Origin of the sequence: Streptomyces sp. W1SF4, from assembly GCF_003950035.1 — a bacterium.
GTDB classification, from domain to species: domain Bacteria; phylum Actinomycetota; class Actinomycetes; order Streptomycetales; family Streptomycetaceae; genus Streptomyces; species Streptomyces racemochromogenes.
Genome location: NZ_CP034350.1, coordinates 5,277,692 through 5,290,825, shown reverse-complemented (window position 1 = coordinate 5,290,825; position 13,134 = coordinate 5,277,692). Strand labels below are relative to the sequence as shown.

The 13,134-nt window shown below is 70.9% G+C and carries 12 protein-coding genes and 2 riboswitches; of the genes, 6 read left to right on the top strand and 6 right to left on the bottom strand.

Going from position 1 to position 13,134, the window contains the following annotated elements; genetic code table 11:
• Positions 1-117: 117 nt before the first annotated feature.
• The 5 genes from D1J60_RS24805 to D1J60_RS24785 form a co-directional block, all read right to left on the bottom strand.
• On the bottom strand, positions 118-1,827 hold the full coding sequence (locus tag D1J60_RS24805) for an ABC transporter substrate-binding protein (protein WP_241253602.1): 1,710 nt from the start codon (positions 1,825-1,827) through the stop codon (positions 118-120).
• A 93-nt stretch (positions 1,828-1,920) separates the two neighbouring features.
• A complete protein-coding gene (locus D1J60_RS24800) occupies positions 1,921-2,913 on the bottom strand; it encodes an ABC transporter permease (protein ID WP_125602144.1) in 993 nt (330 codons plus the stop codon).
• A gap of 613 nt (positions 2,914-3,526) precedes the next feature.
• Positions 3,527-4,267, bottom strand: a complete 741-nt coding sequence (locus D1J60_RS24795; RefSeq protein WP_125822574.1) for an enhanced serine sensitivity protein SseB C-terminal domain-containing protein — start codon at positions 4,265-4,267, stop codon at positions 3,527-3,529.
• Between the two features lie 62 nt (positions 4,268-4,329).
• Entirely contained in the window at positions 4,330-5,070 is a 741-nt protein-coding gene (locus D1J60_RS24790; protein WP_125822573.1) for an enhanced serine sensitivity protein SseB, read from the bottom strand.
• A 127-nt stretch (positions 5,071-5,197) separates the two neighbouring features.
• A complete protein-coding gene (locus tag D1J60_RS24785; RefSeq protein WP_206436566.1) occupies positions 5,198-5,839 on the bottom strand; it encodes an AAA family ATPase in 642 nt (213 codons plus the stop codon).
• A 229-nt stretch (positions 5,840-6,068) separates the two neighbouring features.
• A riboswitch (glycine riboswitch) is annotated at positions 6,069-6,172 on the top strand.
• Positions 6,173-6,353: 181 nt separating this feature from the next.
• On the opposite strand from D1J60_RS24785, the gene gcvT reads away from it, so the two are divergent.
• The 6 genes from gcvT (at position 6,354) to D1J60_RS24755 (ending at position 12,047) form a co-directional block, all read left to right on the top strand.
• A complete protein-coding gene (gene gcvT, locus D1J60_RS24780; protein WP_125595208.1) occupies positions 6,354-7,469 on the top strand; it encodes a glycine cleavage system aminomethyltransferase GcvT in 1,116 nt (371 codons plus the stop codon).
• 79 nt (positions 7,470-7,548) lie between these two features.
• Positions 7,549-7,932 (top strand): glycine cleavage system protein GcvH, encoded by a 384-nt coding sequence (gene gcvH, locus D1J60_RS24775; RefSeq protein WP_007266695.1) that lies wholly within the window; start codon positions 7,549-7,551, stop codon positions 7,930-7,932.
• A gap of 17 nt (positions 7,933-7,949) precedes the next feature.
• On the top strand, positions 7,950-9,206 hold the full coding sequence (glyA, locus tag D1J60_RS24770) for a serine hydroxymethyltransferase (protein ID WP_125822571.1): 1,257 nt from the start codon (positions 7,950-7,952) through the stop codon (positions 9,204-9,206).
• Between the two features lie 229 nt (positions 9,207-9,435).
• On the top strand, positions 9,436-10,818 hold the full coding sequence (locus D1J60_RS24765; protein ID WP_125595205.1) for an L-serine ammonia-lyase: 1,383 nt from the start codon (positions 9,436-9,438) through the stop codon (positions 10,816-10,818).
• A 210-nt stretch (positions 10,819-11,028) separates the two neighbouring features.
• Positions 11,029-11,439, top strand: coding sequence for an SsgA family sporulation/cell division regulator (locus D1J60_RS24760; RefSeq protein WP_125822570.1), 411 nt, complete (start codon positions 11,029-11,031; stop codon positions 11,437-11,439).
• A 95-nt stretch (positions 11,440-11,534) separates the two neighbouring features.
• Positions 11,535-12,047, top strand: coding sequence for a hypothetical protein (locus tag D1J60_RS24755; protein WP_125822569.1), 513 nt, complete (start codon positions 11,535-11,537; stop codon positions 12,045-12,047).
• A 27-nt stretch (positions 12,048-12,074) separates the two neighbouring features.
• Here the strand turns inward: D1J60_RS24755 and D1J60_RS24750 are convergent, their stop codons facing one another.
• Positions 12,075-12,794: a flavodoxin family protein gene (locus D1J60_RS24750; protein WP_125595202.1), complete on the bottom strand. Its 720-nt coding sequence runs from the start codon at positions 12,792-12,794 to the stop codon at positions 12,075-12,077.
• A gap of 118 nt (positions 12,795-12,912) precedes the next feature.
• Positions 12,913-13,110, top strand: a riboswitch (cobalamin riboswitch).
• The last annotated feature ends 24 nt before the right edge of the window (positions 13,111-13,134 follow it).

The window sequence follows — 13,134 nt, the reverse complement described above, 5'->3', positions numbered from 1 at the left end:
GCGGCCAGCGCCTGCGGCCTTCACCTGCCCTTCGGACTAGCGCATGTGCGGTGAAGGCACTTACTTACGTGCTGAGTTGCGGGTTGCGTGCCCGGCGGTCGGCCGGGCCGCCTGCTGCTACTGCTTGATGCCCACGGTGGCGAGGTCGATCTTGCCGAAGGACTCGTTGAAGAAGACGTTCGTCAGGCGCGGGTTGTGGTAGACGAGCGCCTTGTCGAAGTTGATCGGCAGGTAGAGCGCCTTGTCCATGACCTTCTTGTTGATCTCCGTGTAGATCGGAGCGGCGGCCTCCGGGGTGGCGGCGGCAGCGGCCTTGTCGAACAGGCCGTTGATCTCGGAGTCGTTGACCTCGGTGTAGTTGTTGTTGCCGTTCGGCAGGATGAACGATCCGTCGACCAGCGGCTGCAGGAAGCCCGCGCCGGAGTTGTAGTCGGCGCCCCAGCCCATGACGATGATGCCGTAGCCCTTCTTCTTCACGTTCTCGGGCGAACCGATCGTGGAGGAGGAGAGCTTGCCGTCGAACTGGTCGATCGTCGCCTTGATGCCGACCTTGGCGAGCGAGGCCTGGAGGGACTCGGCCGTCTTCACCTCGGGGGCGCGGTTGTTGCGCACGGCGATGACGGTCTCGAAGCCGTCGGGCTTGCCACAGGCCTTGAGGGCCTCCTTGGCCTTGGACTCCTGCGGCTTGCCCTTGGTCAGGCCGAAGGGGTCGTAGCTCTTGTCCGAGCCGGGGACGCCGGCCGGCAGCATGTTCGCGCCGAGGTCACCGCTGGTCGGGCCGCCGCGGGCGGTCTGGAGGGACTTCGGGTCGGCCGCGTAGATGACGGCCTTGCGGCACTCGATGTTGTCGAACGGCGCGACCGTCTGCGGGAAGGCGAAGTAGCGGATGTAGCCCGTGAACGGGTTGTCCGAGTTGGCCTTGAGCTTCGCGTCCTTGAGGATCTTGTTCTTCGCGGCCTGCTGGACACCGGTGCCGTCGACGGCCATGTCGATGTCGCCCGAGAGCAGGCGCTGGTCCATGTCGTCCGGGTTGGTGGTGACCGTGAAGGAGACCTTGTCCGGCAGACCCTTGCGGATCGGGTCCGTCTTCGGGTCCCAGTTCTCGTTGCGGACGAAGGTCGCGCCCTTGCCGGCGGTGAAGCTCTCGACCTTGTAGGGGCCCGTGGACACCGGCTTGTTGGTGTACGTGGCACCCGTGTCCTTGCCCACCGGGACCGGCGAGGAGGACGGCATGGCCAGCAGGTAGCTGAAGTCGGAGTTGGCGCTCGCCAGGTTGAAGACGATCGTCTTGTCGTCCGGCGTCTCGACCGTCTTCAGACCCATCTTGTTCGGGTCGGTGTCCTTGTAGGGGCCGGGGTACTTCTGGCCCTGGTCCAGGAGGTCGATGAGGTAGGTCGGGCCGCCGGACAGCACGTCCTGCGCGAAGACGCGCTCGACGCCGTACTTGATGTCCTTCGAGGTGATCGGCGTGCCGTCCTCGAACTTCACCCCGTCCTTGAGCTTCAGGGTGTAGGTCTTGCCGTCGTTGCTGATGACCGGCAGGGCCTCGGCGAGGTCGGGGACGACCTTCGTGCCGTCCTTGCCCGGCTTGGCGTCGTAGGCCAGCAGGCTGCGGACGTAGAGGCGCTGCATGTTCCAGACGAAGCCGTAGTAGGCGCGCGCCGGGTCGAGGTAGTCGACGTCCTGCGGGGACCAGAGCTTGAGCTCGCCGCCCTTGGCGTCGGAGGGGTTGATCACGGCGGTGGCGGCGCCGCTGTAGCCCTTGCCGCTGTCGCCGTCGGCCTTGTCGTCCTTCTTCGCCCCGTTGTCACCGCACGCGGCGGTCATCGAGAGCGCGGCGATCACGGCGGTGATCGCAAGGGCCTGCTTTCTGCGGGTCACGTTGTCCAACCTCCATAGGTGGTGAATCGAAGAAGCGGTTCAGCTGCCCTTGGGGTCGAGTGCGTCACGCAGCCCGTCCCCGAAGAGGTTGAACGCCAGGACGGTGATGAAGATCGTCATACCGGGAACCACCATGTACATGGGGTCGTCCTGGTAGATGGGGACGGCGTCGGAGAGCATCTTTCCCCAGGAAGCGGTGGGCGGCTTGACGCCGGCACCGAGGAAGCTGAGGGCCGCTTCGGTCAGGATGTTGGTCGGGATGATCAGCGTGGCGTACACGAGGATCGGTGCGACCAGGTTGGGCAGCAGCTCCTTGAGGAGGATGTAGCCGCGCCCGGCTCCGAGGCTGCGTGCGGCCTCGACGTACTCGCGTTCCCGCAGGGAGATCGTCTGGCCCCGGACGATGCGGCCGATGTACGGCCAGCCGAAGAAGCCGATGACGAGGATGAGCACGCCCATCCGCACGCCGGAACCCTCGAACCCCCACAAGGAGTTGGGGACCACGGAGACCAGGGCGATGGTGAACAGCAGCTGGGGGAAGGCCAGCAGCAGGTCCATCAGGCGGCTGATGATGCCGTCCACCCAGCCGCCGAGGAAGCCGGCGAGGGCGCCCAGGAGGCTTCCCAGGACGACCGAGACGAAGGCCGCCAGGAAGGCGACGACCAGCGAGATGCGGGCGCCGTAGACGATCCGGCTGAACACGTCGCGCCCGTTGGTCGGTTCGACGCCCAGCAGGAAGTCGGAACTGATGCCGCCGAAGGAGCCGAGCGGCGTGCCCAGGTCCGGGTCGATCATGTCCTCGTGGAACTCGTTGGGGTCGTGGCCCAGCAGGTTCACGATCAGCGGCGCGAAGACCGCCACCAGGATCAGGAGGATCACGATCACGCCGCCGGTGAGCGCGACCTTGTCGCGCTTGAGCCGCATCCAGGCGATGCGGCCGGGCGAGCGGCCTTCGATGGCCTTGGCAGGGACTTCGGCTACGGACACGGGTGCGGGTGTTTCCGCGCTCGTGTCGTGCAGTGGTGCCGTCATCGTGGTGGGGACCCCTCTCGGCCGACGGGTGGGTCGGCCCATGCCCGCCGCTGTGGCGGCGTTGGTGCGGAGTGGCGCTCCAGTGCTCGGGGCACGTGAACGCGTACGAGGTGCGAGGTGCTGGCAGTGCGGCCGTGCTGTGGGTGGAGCAGGGTGCGGTGCGTGCGGTGCGGTGCGGCTGAGGTGCGGGAAGTGCGGAAGCGCCGCGTCGGGACGAGCGGCGAGGTCCACGTGCCGAACCGCGTCCTGGAGGACTGACCGGCTCTTGGGTGGGGAGTCTTCATCGGGCGCTCGACCAGCCGCCAGACCCGCAGATGAATGGATGCGCAACCGTGATCTGACGCCCTGATTCCCGTTATCCGGACTCCGCTCACGGCTCAGCGGAGCAAGACCGTCCGTTCGGTACGCAAACGGACATCACGGCCAACTCTGGGGACGAGTACGCCAATTGGGCGCCCACTTGCGGCGATATCCGGACAAGACGAAGGCCGCCGGGAACCGTGGTTCCCGGCGGCCCGTGGTCCGTCGGAGGGGGCTGTCCCAGACTGCGGGCGCACCCCGGAAATCCCTGTAGGAAGCTCGGGGAAAGCGTCCCCGGGGCGCCCGCGGGAGCTCAGTAGGCGGCCGCCTGCCCCTCGCGGTCGTAGAAGGGCCGGGTCTGCGCGCGCAGCCACATCGCCACCGGGTCGTGCTCGTCCGCGAGCGCGACCGTGCACACCGGGACCCCCTCGGGCACGGCGCCGACCGACTGGCGCATCATCTCGCGTACGGATTCCAGCGCGTGCGGCGAGGCGTCGTACAGGTCGAGCCCCACCGCCAGGTACGCGGACCCCAGCGAGGGCTGCACCCAGGCGCGACGCAGCGACCTCACGGCCGGCGTGCGGTGCGCGTGCTGGGTCAGCAGCCCGTAGAACTGCGGGAGCTCCAGGGACGGCTCGGACAGCCGCAGCGGCCCCGCCGGCATCCGGTCCAGGCCGGTGGCGACCCGGCGCAGGTCGGCCCAGGGGATGCCGAGGCCGCCGCCCTGGGCGTGCGGGTTGACCCACAGCCCCCAGCGGTCCGGGTAGAGGGCGCGGGCGATGTCCCGGCCCGTGACCACCTCGTAGCCCCGGTTCCAGCCGCTCGCGGCCAGCTCCTGCGGGGAGGTCACGCAGGGGGCGTAGCCCAGCCCCTCGACCTCCATGCCGCCGTACTGGGCGTCCGGTGAGCCCGGCTGCCCCTGCCACAGGAGCATCCACAGCCTGCCCTCGGCGAGGGCGTGCAGGAATGACTCATAGCTCTCATAGCGCCCGGGAGTCACCTGGCGCAGCATGTGCTCGACCTGCCCGGCCGCGGCCGTGCCTGACGCACTCACCCGGTACCCCTCTTCGTCTTCGTCCGCCCGTCGTCCACACGTCCCGACCAGCTTAAGCGGCGCTACGGCAGGTAGAAGGGGCGTACGCGCTCACGAATCCACTCCGTGACCGGGTCCTCGGCGGCGTCCAGCAGGATCAACTGCACGGGCCAGGGCGCCGGTACGCGGCCCAGGGCGCGGCCGAGCGCCTCCAGCGGGGCGTCGCGCAGTGCGGGATCCCATCCCAGCAGGCGGACACCGATGTAGAGCTGGGGCTCGCCGCCCTCGACGCTGGCAAGGCAGCGGTGGGCGGACGCCACGGCGCCGGTGGCCCGGAACTCCTCGGCCGCGGCCGCGAGGAAGTCGACCGGGTCGTCCTGCCAGTCGGGCTCGAAGAGCCGGACGCGGGCGCCACCCGCCGGACCGTCGAGCTCGGTGCGGCCGGCGCGGCAGAGCTCCGCGACGGCGGCCGGGGGGAGCGGGACCCCGACGGCGCCCTCGGGGTTCACGGCGATGCCGAGCTGCGGGGGCAGGCCGCGGGCGAACTCGACGGCGGGGGCGACCGCGAAGTCCATGGCGGGGCCGGCGGCGATGCGGAACTGGGCCTCCGAGCTGTAGACGGGGACGTACGCGGCGCCGTCGATCAGCATCGTGGGGAGGTCGAGGGAGGCGCTGTCGGGGCCGCCGCCGTTCGGCAGCGGCACCCAGACCTGGCCGCGGCCGAGCGCGTCGATGATCCGCGGGCCGGCGTCCGCCTGGCCGAGCGCCGCCCCGAGCACCTGCTCCAACTCGTTCGCCGGCCAGCCGTTGCCTTGCGCCTGCATCTGCCTGTGCCTCCGTGTGGTCGCGCCCTGTGTGCCCCCGAGGCTATCGGGGCCGGGCGCGCGGTGGAGCGCCGGTCCGGTGTGCGGGCTCCCGCCGCGCGGGCGGCCGTCAGTCCCGCCGGCCGGGTCAGGGGCCGAAGGTGATCCGGGTGACGGCGGCGGCCGAGGGGCGGTCCAGGAGGGTGACCGAGGCGCAGCCCCGCGGGGTGCGGCCCGCTTCCGCGGAGCGCAGGAGGCGCGAGACCGCCCCCCGGTGCCGCGCGAAGGCGTACGCCGACACCCGCCGCCCCCGGACCGCCTGCCCGGACAGCGCCTCCTCGGCGGTGGTGTCCAGCAGCAGCAGGTGCAGCCCCCGCCCCCGCCGCCGGGCGAAGGCGGCCAGCAGGCCCCGCACCCACGGCTGGGTGCCGCAGTCGTGGACCACCACAGAGGCGCCGGAGCGCAGCTCGCGCCACAGCCCCCCGTAGTGGGCGGCGCGGACCAGCGGCCGGTACACCGCGTACGGCAGGCGGGACGGCATCCGGCGCTCCCACCGCTCGCGGGTGTCCTGCGAGTCGATGGCGGCTTCGGCGGCCCGCTTGATCAGGGTGCTCTTGCCGCCGCCGGGCAGCCCGGACACCACGACGATGTCCCCGGCGGCGTAGCTCAGCCGGTGCGGCCGCGCGGACCGTCCGCGCAGGTCGCGGACGGGGCCGCCGGCGGCCGGCGCGGACCGGGCGGTGCTCCGCCGCTGCGGGGCCGCCCCGACCGCGCCTGTAGTCGTCGCCACTCCGAGTCTCCGCACAGTGATCGTCTCCCCCGAATCGGGCCGCGGGGGCCCCATGCCCGCCCCGTGTAAAGAGACGGTAATCCGACGGCCACGGTTGCGGCCGGGCATTCCACGGCGCGGACGGCCGGCCCCGTCCGGACCGCACGTTCTTCCGGGCCCCACTGCCCTCCCCGGGCCGTCCCGTGCAATGATGTGCGCCATCTGGACACCAAACTGCATACCGGCCGCTTGAATCCGCGCGGGAGAGTCCCGGCAGGCCGCGAGGCCGTGCCCGGGCGCCGAAGGAGCAAGTACCTCCCTTGAATCTCTCAGGCCCCGTACCGCGTGGATGAGGCAGATCTGAAAAGCGAGCCCCGCCGCGTCCGTCCCCGACGGCCGCCCGGCGCGTGCTCCACCCAAGGTGCAAGTCGGCGTTCCCCCTGGCGGGAACTCTCGGCGAACCTCTCAGGTTCCGATGACAGATGGGGAGGAACCTCCTCGTCATGTCATGCCCTGGGACCCGGGAGCCACACCCATGAGCACTGCCCCCCGCCTGACCGCGCTCGACGCGCTGCACCGCTCGCTCGGTGCCACCATGACCGACTTCGCGGGCTGGGACATGCCGCTGCGCTACGCCAGTGAGCGCGACGAGCACAACGCCGTACGCACCAAGGCCGGCCTCTTCGACCTGTCGCACATGGGCGAGATCACCCTGACCGGCCCGGAGGCCGTGAAGGCGCTGGACTACGCGCTGGTCGGGAACATCTCCACCGTCGGTGTCGGCCGCGCCCGCTACACGCACATCTGCCAGGAGGACGGCGGGATCCTCGACGACCTGATCGTCTACCGCCTGGGCGAGACCGAGTACATGGTCGTCGCCAACGCCTCCAACGCCCAGGTCGTGCTGGACGCGCTCACCGAGCGCGCGGCCGGCTTCGACACCGAGGTCCGCGACGACCGTGACGCGTACGCGCTGATCGCCGTCCAGGGCCCGGAGTCCCCCGGCATCCTGAAGTCCCTCACGGACGCCGACCTGGACGGCCTGAAGTACTACGCCGGCCTGCCGGGCACCGTCGCGGGCGTACCCGCGCTGATCGCCCGTACCGGCTACACCGGCGAGGACGGCTTCGAGCTGTTCGTCTCCCCCGCTCACGCCGTGGAGCTGTGGCAGGCGCTGACCGAGGCGGGCAAGGACGCCGGTCTGGTGCCGGCCGGCCTGTCCTGCCGCGACACGCTGCGCCTGGAGGCGGGCATGCCGCTGTACGGGCACGAGCTGACGACCGCGCTGACCCCCTTCGACGCCGGGCTGGGCCGGGTCGTGAAGTTCGAGAAGGAGGGCGACTTCGTCGGCCGCGCCGCCCTGGAGGCCGCCGCCGAGGTCGCCGCCACCAAGCCGCCGCGCAAGCTGGTCGGCCTGGTCGCCGAGGGCCGCCGCGTCCCGCGCGCCGGCTTCCCCGTGGTCGCGGGCGGCGAGGTCATCGGCGAGGTGACCTCGGGCGCCCCCTCCCCCACCCTGGGCAAGCCGATCGCGATGGCGTACGTCGACGCGGAGCACGCCGCGCCCGGCACCTCCGGCGTCGGCGTCGACATTCGCGGTACGCATGAGCCGTACGAGGTCGTGGCCCTGCCCTTCTACAAGCGGCAGAAGTAGCCCTCGTACCGGGTCCCCCCGTCTCAGCACGCAAGACCACCGTTCGTATCCACCTCCCCGCATCCAGGAGAATCAGGTCATGAGCAACCCCCAGCAGCTGCGTTACACCAAGGAGCACGAGTGGCTGTCGGCCGTCGAGGACGGCGTCGCGACGGTCGGCATCACGGAGTTCGCGGCCAACGCGCTCGGTGACGTCGTCTACGCCCAGCTCCCCGAGGTCGGCGAGACCGTCACCGAGGGCGAGACCTGTGGCGAGCTGGAGTCGACCAAGTCGGTCAGCGACCTGTACTCCCCCGTCTCCGGTGAGATCACGGAATTCAACCAGGACGTCGTGGACGACCCGTCGCTGGTGAACTCCGCCCCGTTCGAGGGTGGCTGGCTGTTCAAGGTGCGCCTGTCGGAGGAGCCGAAGGACGCGCTCTCCGCCGACGAGTACGCCGCGCTCACCCACTCCGACAACTGACACCCCAGGGGCCCTGAATGTCCGTTCTGAACACCCCCCTCCACGAGCTCGACCCCGACGTCGCCGCCGCCGTCGACGCGGAGCTCGCGCGCCAGCAGTCGACCCTGGAAATGATCGCGTCGGAGAACTTCGCTCCGGTCGCCGTCATGGAGGCCCAGGGCTCGGTCCTGACCAACAAGTACGCCGAGGGCTACCCGGGCCGCCGCTACTACGGCGGCTGCGAGCACGTCGACGTGGTCGAGCAGATCGCGATCGACCGCATCAAGGCGCTGTTCGGCGCCGAGGCCGCGAACGTCCAGCCGCACTCGGGTGCGCAGGCCAACGCCGCCGCGATGTTCGCGCTGCTGAAGCCGGGCGACACGATCATGGGCCTGAACCTGGCCCACGGCGGTCACCTGACCCACGGCATGAAGATCAACTTCTCCGGCAAGCTCTACAACGTGGTCCCGTACCACGTCGGCGAGGACGGCCAGGTCGACATGGCCGAGGTCGAGCGCCTGGCCAAGGAGTCCAAGCCGCAGCTGATCGTCGCCGGCTGGTCCGCGTACCCGCGCCAGCTGGACTTCGCCGCGTTCCGCCGGATCGCGGACGAGGTCGGCGCGTACCTGATGGTCGACATGGCGCACTTCGCCGGCCTGGTCGCCGCGGGTCTGCACCCGAACCCGGTGCCGCACGCCCACGTCGTCACCACCACCACGCACAAGACCCTCGGCGGTCCGCGCGGCGGTGTCATCCTGTCGACGCAGGAGCTGGCCAAGAAGATCAACTCCGCGGTCTTCCCGGGCCAGCAGGGCGGTCCGCTGGAGCACGTGATCGCGGCCAAGGCCGTCTCCTTCAAGGTCGCGGCCTCGCCGGAGTTCAAGGAGCGCCAGGAGCGCACCCTGGAGGGCGCGAAGATCCTCGCCGCCCGCCTGGTCCAGGACGACGTCAAGGCCGTGGGCGTGGACGTCCTCACCGGCGGCACCGACGTGCACCTGGTCCTGGTCGACCTGCGCGACTCGGAGCTGGACGGCCAGCAGGCCGAGGACCGCCTCCACGAGGTCGGCATCACGGTCAACCGGAACGCCATCCCGAACGACCCGCGGCCGCCGATGGTCACCTCGGGCCTGCGGATCGGTACGCCGGCCCTCGCGACCCGCGGTTTCGACGCCGAGGCCTTCACCGAGGTCGCCGAGATCATCGCGCAGGCGCTGAAGCCGGAGTACGACGCCGCCGACCTCAAGGCGCGCGTCTCGGCCCTGGCCGCGAAGTTCCCGCTGTACCCGTCGCTCTAGGCGCGGTTTCCGGGGCCCGGCCTTGTTCTCCACAAGGCCGGGCCCTTTCCATGACCGCAACCCGGCACCGGAACGCGATCCGGCTCACGCCTGACGGCCCCGTCCGGGAGGCGAACCGTTCATCTCCACGCGTTACGCTCGTCTGCCGGACAAAATCCGCAGATCCCCCTTCTTGATCACCACACCCCTGCCCCCTCCCCACCCCACGAGCAGACAAGGGAGTCCGCCAGTGGCCATCTCCGTCTTCGACCTCTTCTCCATCGGCATCGGCCCGTCCTCCTCCCACACGGTCGGCCCGATGCGCGCGGCGCGCATGTTCGTGACGCGGCTGAAGAAGGACGGCGTCCTCGCCCAGACCGCCGCCGTGCGGGCGGAGCTCTTCGGCTCCCTCGGCGCGACCGGCCACGGCCACGGCACGCCCAAGGCGGTCCTGCTGGGCCTGGAGGGCCACTCCCCCCGCACCGTGGACGTCGAGTCCGCCGACGACGAGGTGGAGCGCATCCGCAAGAGCGGCAAGCTGCGGCTGCTGGGCGCGGAGATAGGCGGTGCCCACGAGATCGACTTCGACGAGCCGAGCCAGCTGATCCTGCACCGCCGCCGCTCGCTGCCCTACCACGCGAACGGCATGACCCTCTTCGCGTACGACGCCTCCGGCGCGCCGCTGCTGGAGAAGACGTACTACTCCGTGGGCGGCGGCTTCGTCGTGGACGAGGACGCGGTCGGCGAGGACCGGATCAAGCTCGACGACACCGTGCTGAAGTACCCCTTCCGCTCCGGTGACGAGATGCTGCGCCTGGCGAACGAGACGGGCCTGTCGATCTCCTCCCTGATGCTGGAGAACGAGAAGGCCTGGCGCACCGAGGAGGAGATCCGCGAGGGCCTGCTGGAGATCTGGCGCGTCATGCAGTCCTGCGTCTCGCGCGGCATGTCCCGCGAGGGCATCCTCCCGGGCGGCCTGCGCGTCAAGCGCCGCGCCGCGTCCACGGCGCGCCAGCTGCGCACCGAGGGCGACCCGATGATGCACCGCAGCGAGTGGACGACGATCTACGCGATGGCCGTCAACGAGGAGAACGCCGCGGGCGGCCGCGTCGTCACCGCGCCCACGAACGGCGCCGCGGGCGTCCTGCCGGCCGTCCTGCACTACTACGTGAACTTCGTGCCCGGCGCGGACGAGGACGGCGTGGTCCGCTTCCTGCTGGCCGCCGGGGCGATCGGCATGCTCTTCAAGGAGAACGCCTCGATCTCCGGCGCCGAGGTCGGCTGCCAGGGCGAGGTCGGCTCGGCCTGCTCGATGGCGGCCGGTGCCCTCGCCGAGGTGCTGGGCGGCACCCCCGAGCAGGTCGAGAACGCCGCCGAGATCGGCATGGAGCACAACCTCGGCCTGACCTGCGACCCGGTGGGCGGCCTGGTCCAGATCCCCTGCATCGAGCGCAACGGCATGGCCGCCGTCAAGGCCGTCACCGCCGCGAAGATGGCGATGCGCGGGGACGGCAGCCACAAGGTCTCCCTCGACAAGGTCATCAAGACCATGAAGGAGACCGGCGCCGACATGAAGATCAAGTACAAGGAGACGGCGCGCGGCGGCCTCGCGGTCAACGTCATCGAGTGCTGATCAGCGACGTGCGCGCATGATCACCGGGCCCGTCCTCCCTCCGGGAGGGCGGGCCCTTCGCACGCCCGTGCTCCGCGGGCGCGGTGGCCGAAAAGAGGCCCTGCGGCCCGGTGGCTCGGGACCTTCGGCCCCGCGCCGCTCCCCCGGGCCGGGGATAGCGTGCCGGGAGGGGCGCGGGAAGGACCCACGCGCGACGAGAGGCAGCCGCCGATGGCCACCACCACCGAACACAGACTCCTGCCGCTGCGGCTGGAAGCCGCCCCCCTGTCCGTGCCCCTGACCGGCCGGTTCACCTACCGCACGGACCGCCCGTACGAGGTGGCCGTGGACTTCCGGGGCGCCGGGACGCACCTCGCCCGCTGGGTGTTCTCGCGGGAGCTGCTGCTCGACGGGCAGAACACCGCCACCGGCGAGGGCGACATACAGGTGTGGCCCCGCTGGAGCGGCTCGGAGCCGCGCGTCCTGCTCGGCTTCAGCAACGGCGAGCAGAGCTGCGTGGTCTCCGCCCGCGCCAAGGACGTGCGCGAGCTGTGCCGGCGGATGACGGAGCTGGTGCCGCGCGGGCAGGAGCGGCGCCACTACGACCTGGACGCCCAGCTGAGCGCGCTGCTGACGTTCTGACGCGGCGGGCGCACGCCCGCGGGAACCGGTCGCGGCCCGGCGCTGTCTTATGAGATGACAGGCAAGTCCCCGTCTCACGGAACCGGGGAGACATCATGCGTCACCCGCACCGCCGCCGGATCGTGGCCCTCGCCACGGGTGCCCTGCTCACCGCCGGGCTCGCGCTCTCCGCGTCGCCGGCCTCCGCAGCCACCACGACCACCCGCACCCAGACGCCGCTCGTCGTCAATGCCCGCTGGGGCGGGCACTGCACGTACGACCGGTTCGTGATCGACCTCCAGGGCTACGTGCCCCCGGTCACCGTCACTCCCGTGTCCGAGCTCGTCTACGACGGCTCGGGCAAGCCCGTCCCGCTGGCCGGGAAGTACTTCCTGGAGATCCGCCTGCACCCGGCCGCCGGGCACGACGACGCGGGGCAGAACGTCTACCAGGGGCCCAGGCTCCAGAAGATCTACCTCAGCAAGCTCAAGGGCATGGCCATGACCGGCGACTACGAGGGGTACGTGACCTTCGGCGCCGCCTTCGACACCAAGCCGACCTGGAACACCTCCGTCCTGCACTCGCCCGAGCGGCTCGTGCTGGACTTCCCGCACCCCAACACCTGCTGACCCGCTCGGGGCCCCGGAGCCGCCCGGCTAGCGGTGTTCGGGGTTGGGGAAGTCGAAACGGCAGCCGGCGTCCCACAGGGACCGCTGGTTGCCGTGGGCCGGCATGCCCCCGGCGCGCTTGAGGAGCGCCGCCAGGTGCATCAGGTTCCACGACATGAACGTGGTGTTCCGGTTGGTGAAGTCGTTCTCCGGGCCGCCCGAGCCCGGGTCCAGGTAGGAGGGGCCGGGGCCGGCCTCGCCGATCCAGCCCGCGTCGGCCTGGGGCGGGATCGCGTAGCCGAGGTGCTGGAGGCTGTAGAGGATGTTCATGGCGCAGTGCTTGACGCCGTCCTCGTTCCCCGTGATCAGCGCTCCGCCGACCCGCCCGTAGTAGGCGTACTGCCCCGCCCCGTTCAGCAGGGAGGAGCAGGCGTAGAGACGCTCGATGACCTGCTTCATGACGGAGCTGTTGTCGCCGAGCCAGATGGGGCCGCACAGCACCAGGATGTCGGCGTCCATGATCTGGCTGTACAGGACCGGCCACTGGTCGCTCTCCCAGCCGTGGTCGGTCATGTCCGGCCAGACGCCGGTGGCGATGTCGTGGTCGACGGCGCGGATCAGCGAGGTACGGGCGCCCGCCGATTCCATGACGGCCCGGCTCCGCGCGATCAGGCCCTCGGTGTTGCTGGTCTCGGGAGAGCGTTTGAGGGTGCAGTTGACGTAGACGGCGGAGAGGTCCTCGTACCGGGGGCTGTCGTCGGCGGCCATGCCCTCCACCGTGCCGGGCGTCCGGTGGGCCGGCCAGCGGGCCTGGCCCGTACGGGTGTGCCGGGAGCGGGCGGCCGGCCGCCGGATCGGTCCGGGTTGTGACGGTCCGTGCGGGCGACTAGGGTCATCTGGCCTTGGTGTTCGGGAAACCGGTGCAAGACCGGTGCGGCCCTCGCCACTGTGATCGGGAAGTCCGGCTCCACTCCCCTGCGGGAAGCCACTGGGCCCGCGCGGGACACCGCACGGCCCCGGGAAGGCGGAGCCAGGGCATCAGTACCCGTGAGCCAGGAGACCGGCCGGGGCGCGTCGTCCATCCACGAGGTGCTGGAGAGGTCTCCCA

Coding starts and splice junctions, on each gene's coding strand:
- D1J60_RS24750 (WP_125595202.1), bottom strand. CDS start 12,794: ATGGCCGCCGACGACAGCCCCCGGTACGAGGACCTCTCCGCCGTCTAC.
- glyA (WP_125822571.1), top strand. CDS start 7,950: ATGTCCGTTCTGAACACCCCCCTCCACGAGCTCGACCCCGACGTCGCC.
- gcvH (WP_007266695.1), top strand. CDS start 7,549: ATGAGCAACCCCCAGCAGCTGCGTTACACCAAGGAGCACGAGTGGCTG.
- gcvT (WP_125595208.1), top strand. CDS start 6,354: ATGAGCACTGCCCCCCGCCTGACCGCGCTCGACGCGCTGCACCGCTCG.
- D1J60_RS24755 (WP_125822569.1), top strand. CDS start 11,535: ATGCGTCACCCGCACCGCCGCCGGATCGTGGCCCTCGCCACGGGTGCC.
- D1J60_RS24760 (WP_125822570.1), top strand. CDS start 11,029: ATGGCCACCACCACCGAACACAGACTCCTGCCGCTGCGGCTGGAAGCC.
- D1J60_RS24790 (WP_125822573.1), bottom strand. CDS start 5,070: ATGCAGGCGCAAGGCAACGGCTGGCCGGCGAACGAGTTGGAGCAGGTG.
- D1J60_RS24800 (WP_125602144.1), bottom strand. CDS start 2,913: ATGACGGCACCACTGCACGACACGAGCGCGGAAACACCCGCACCCGTG.
- D1J60_RS24805 (WP_241253602.1), bottom strand. CDS start 1,827: ATGACCGCCGCGTGCGGTGACAACGGGGCGAAGAAGGACGACAAGGCC.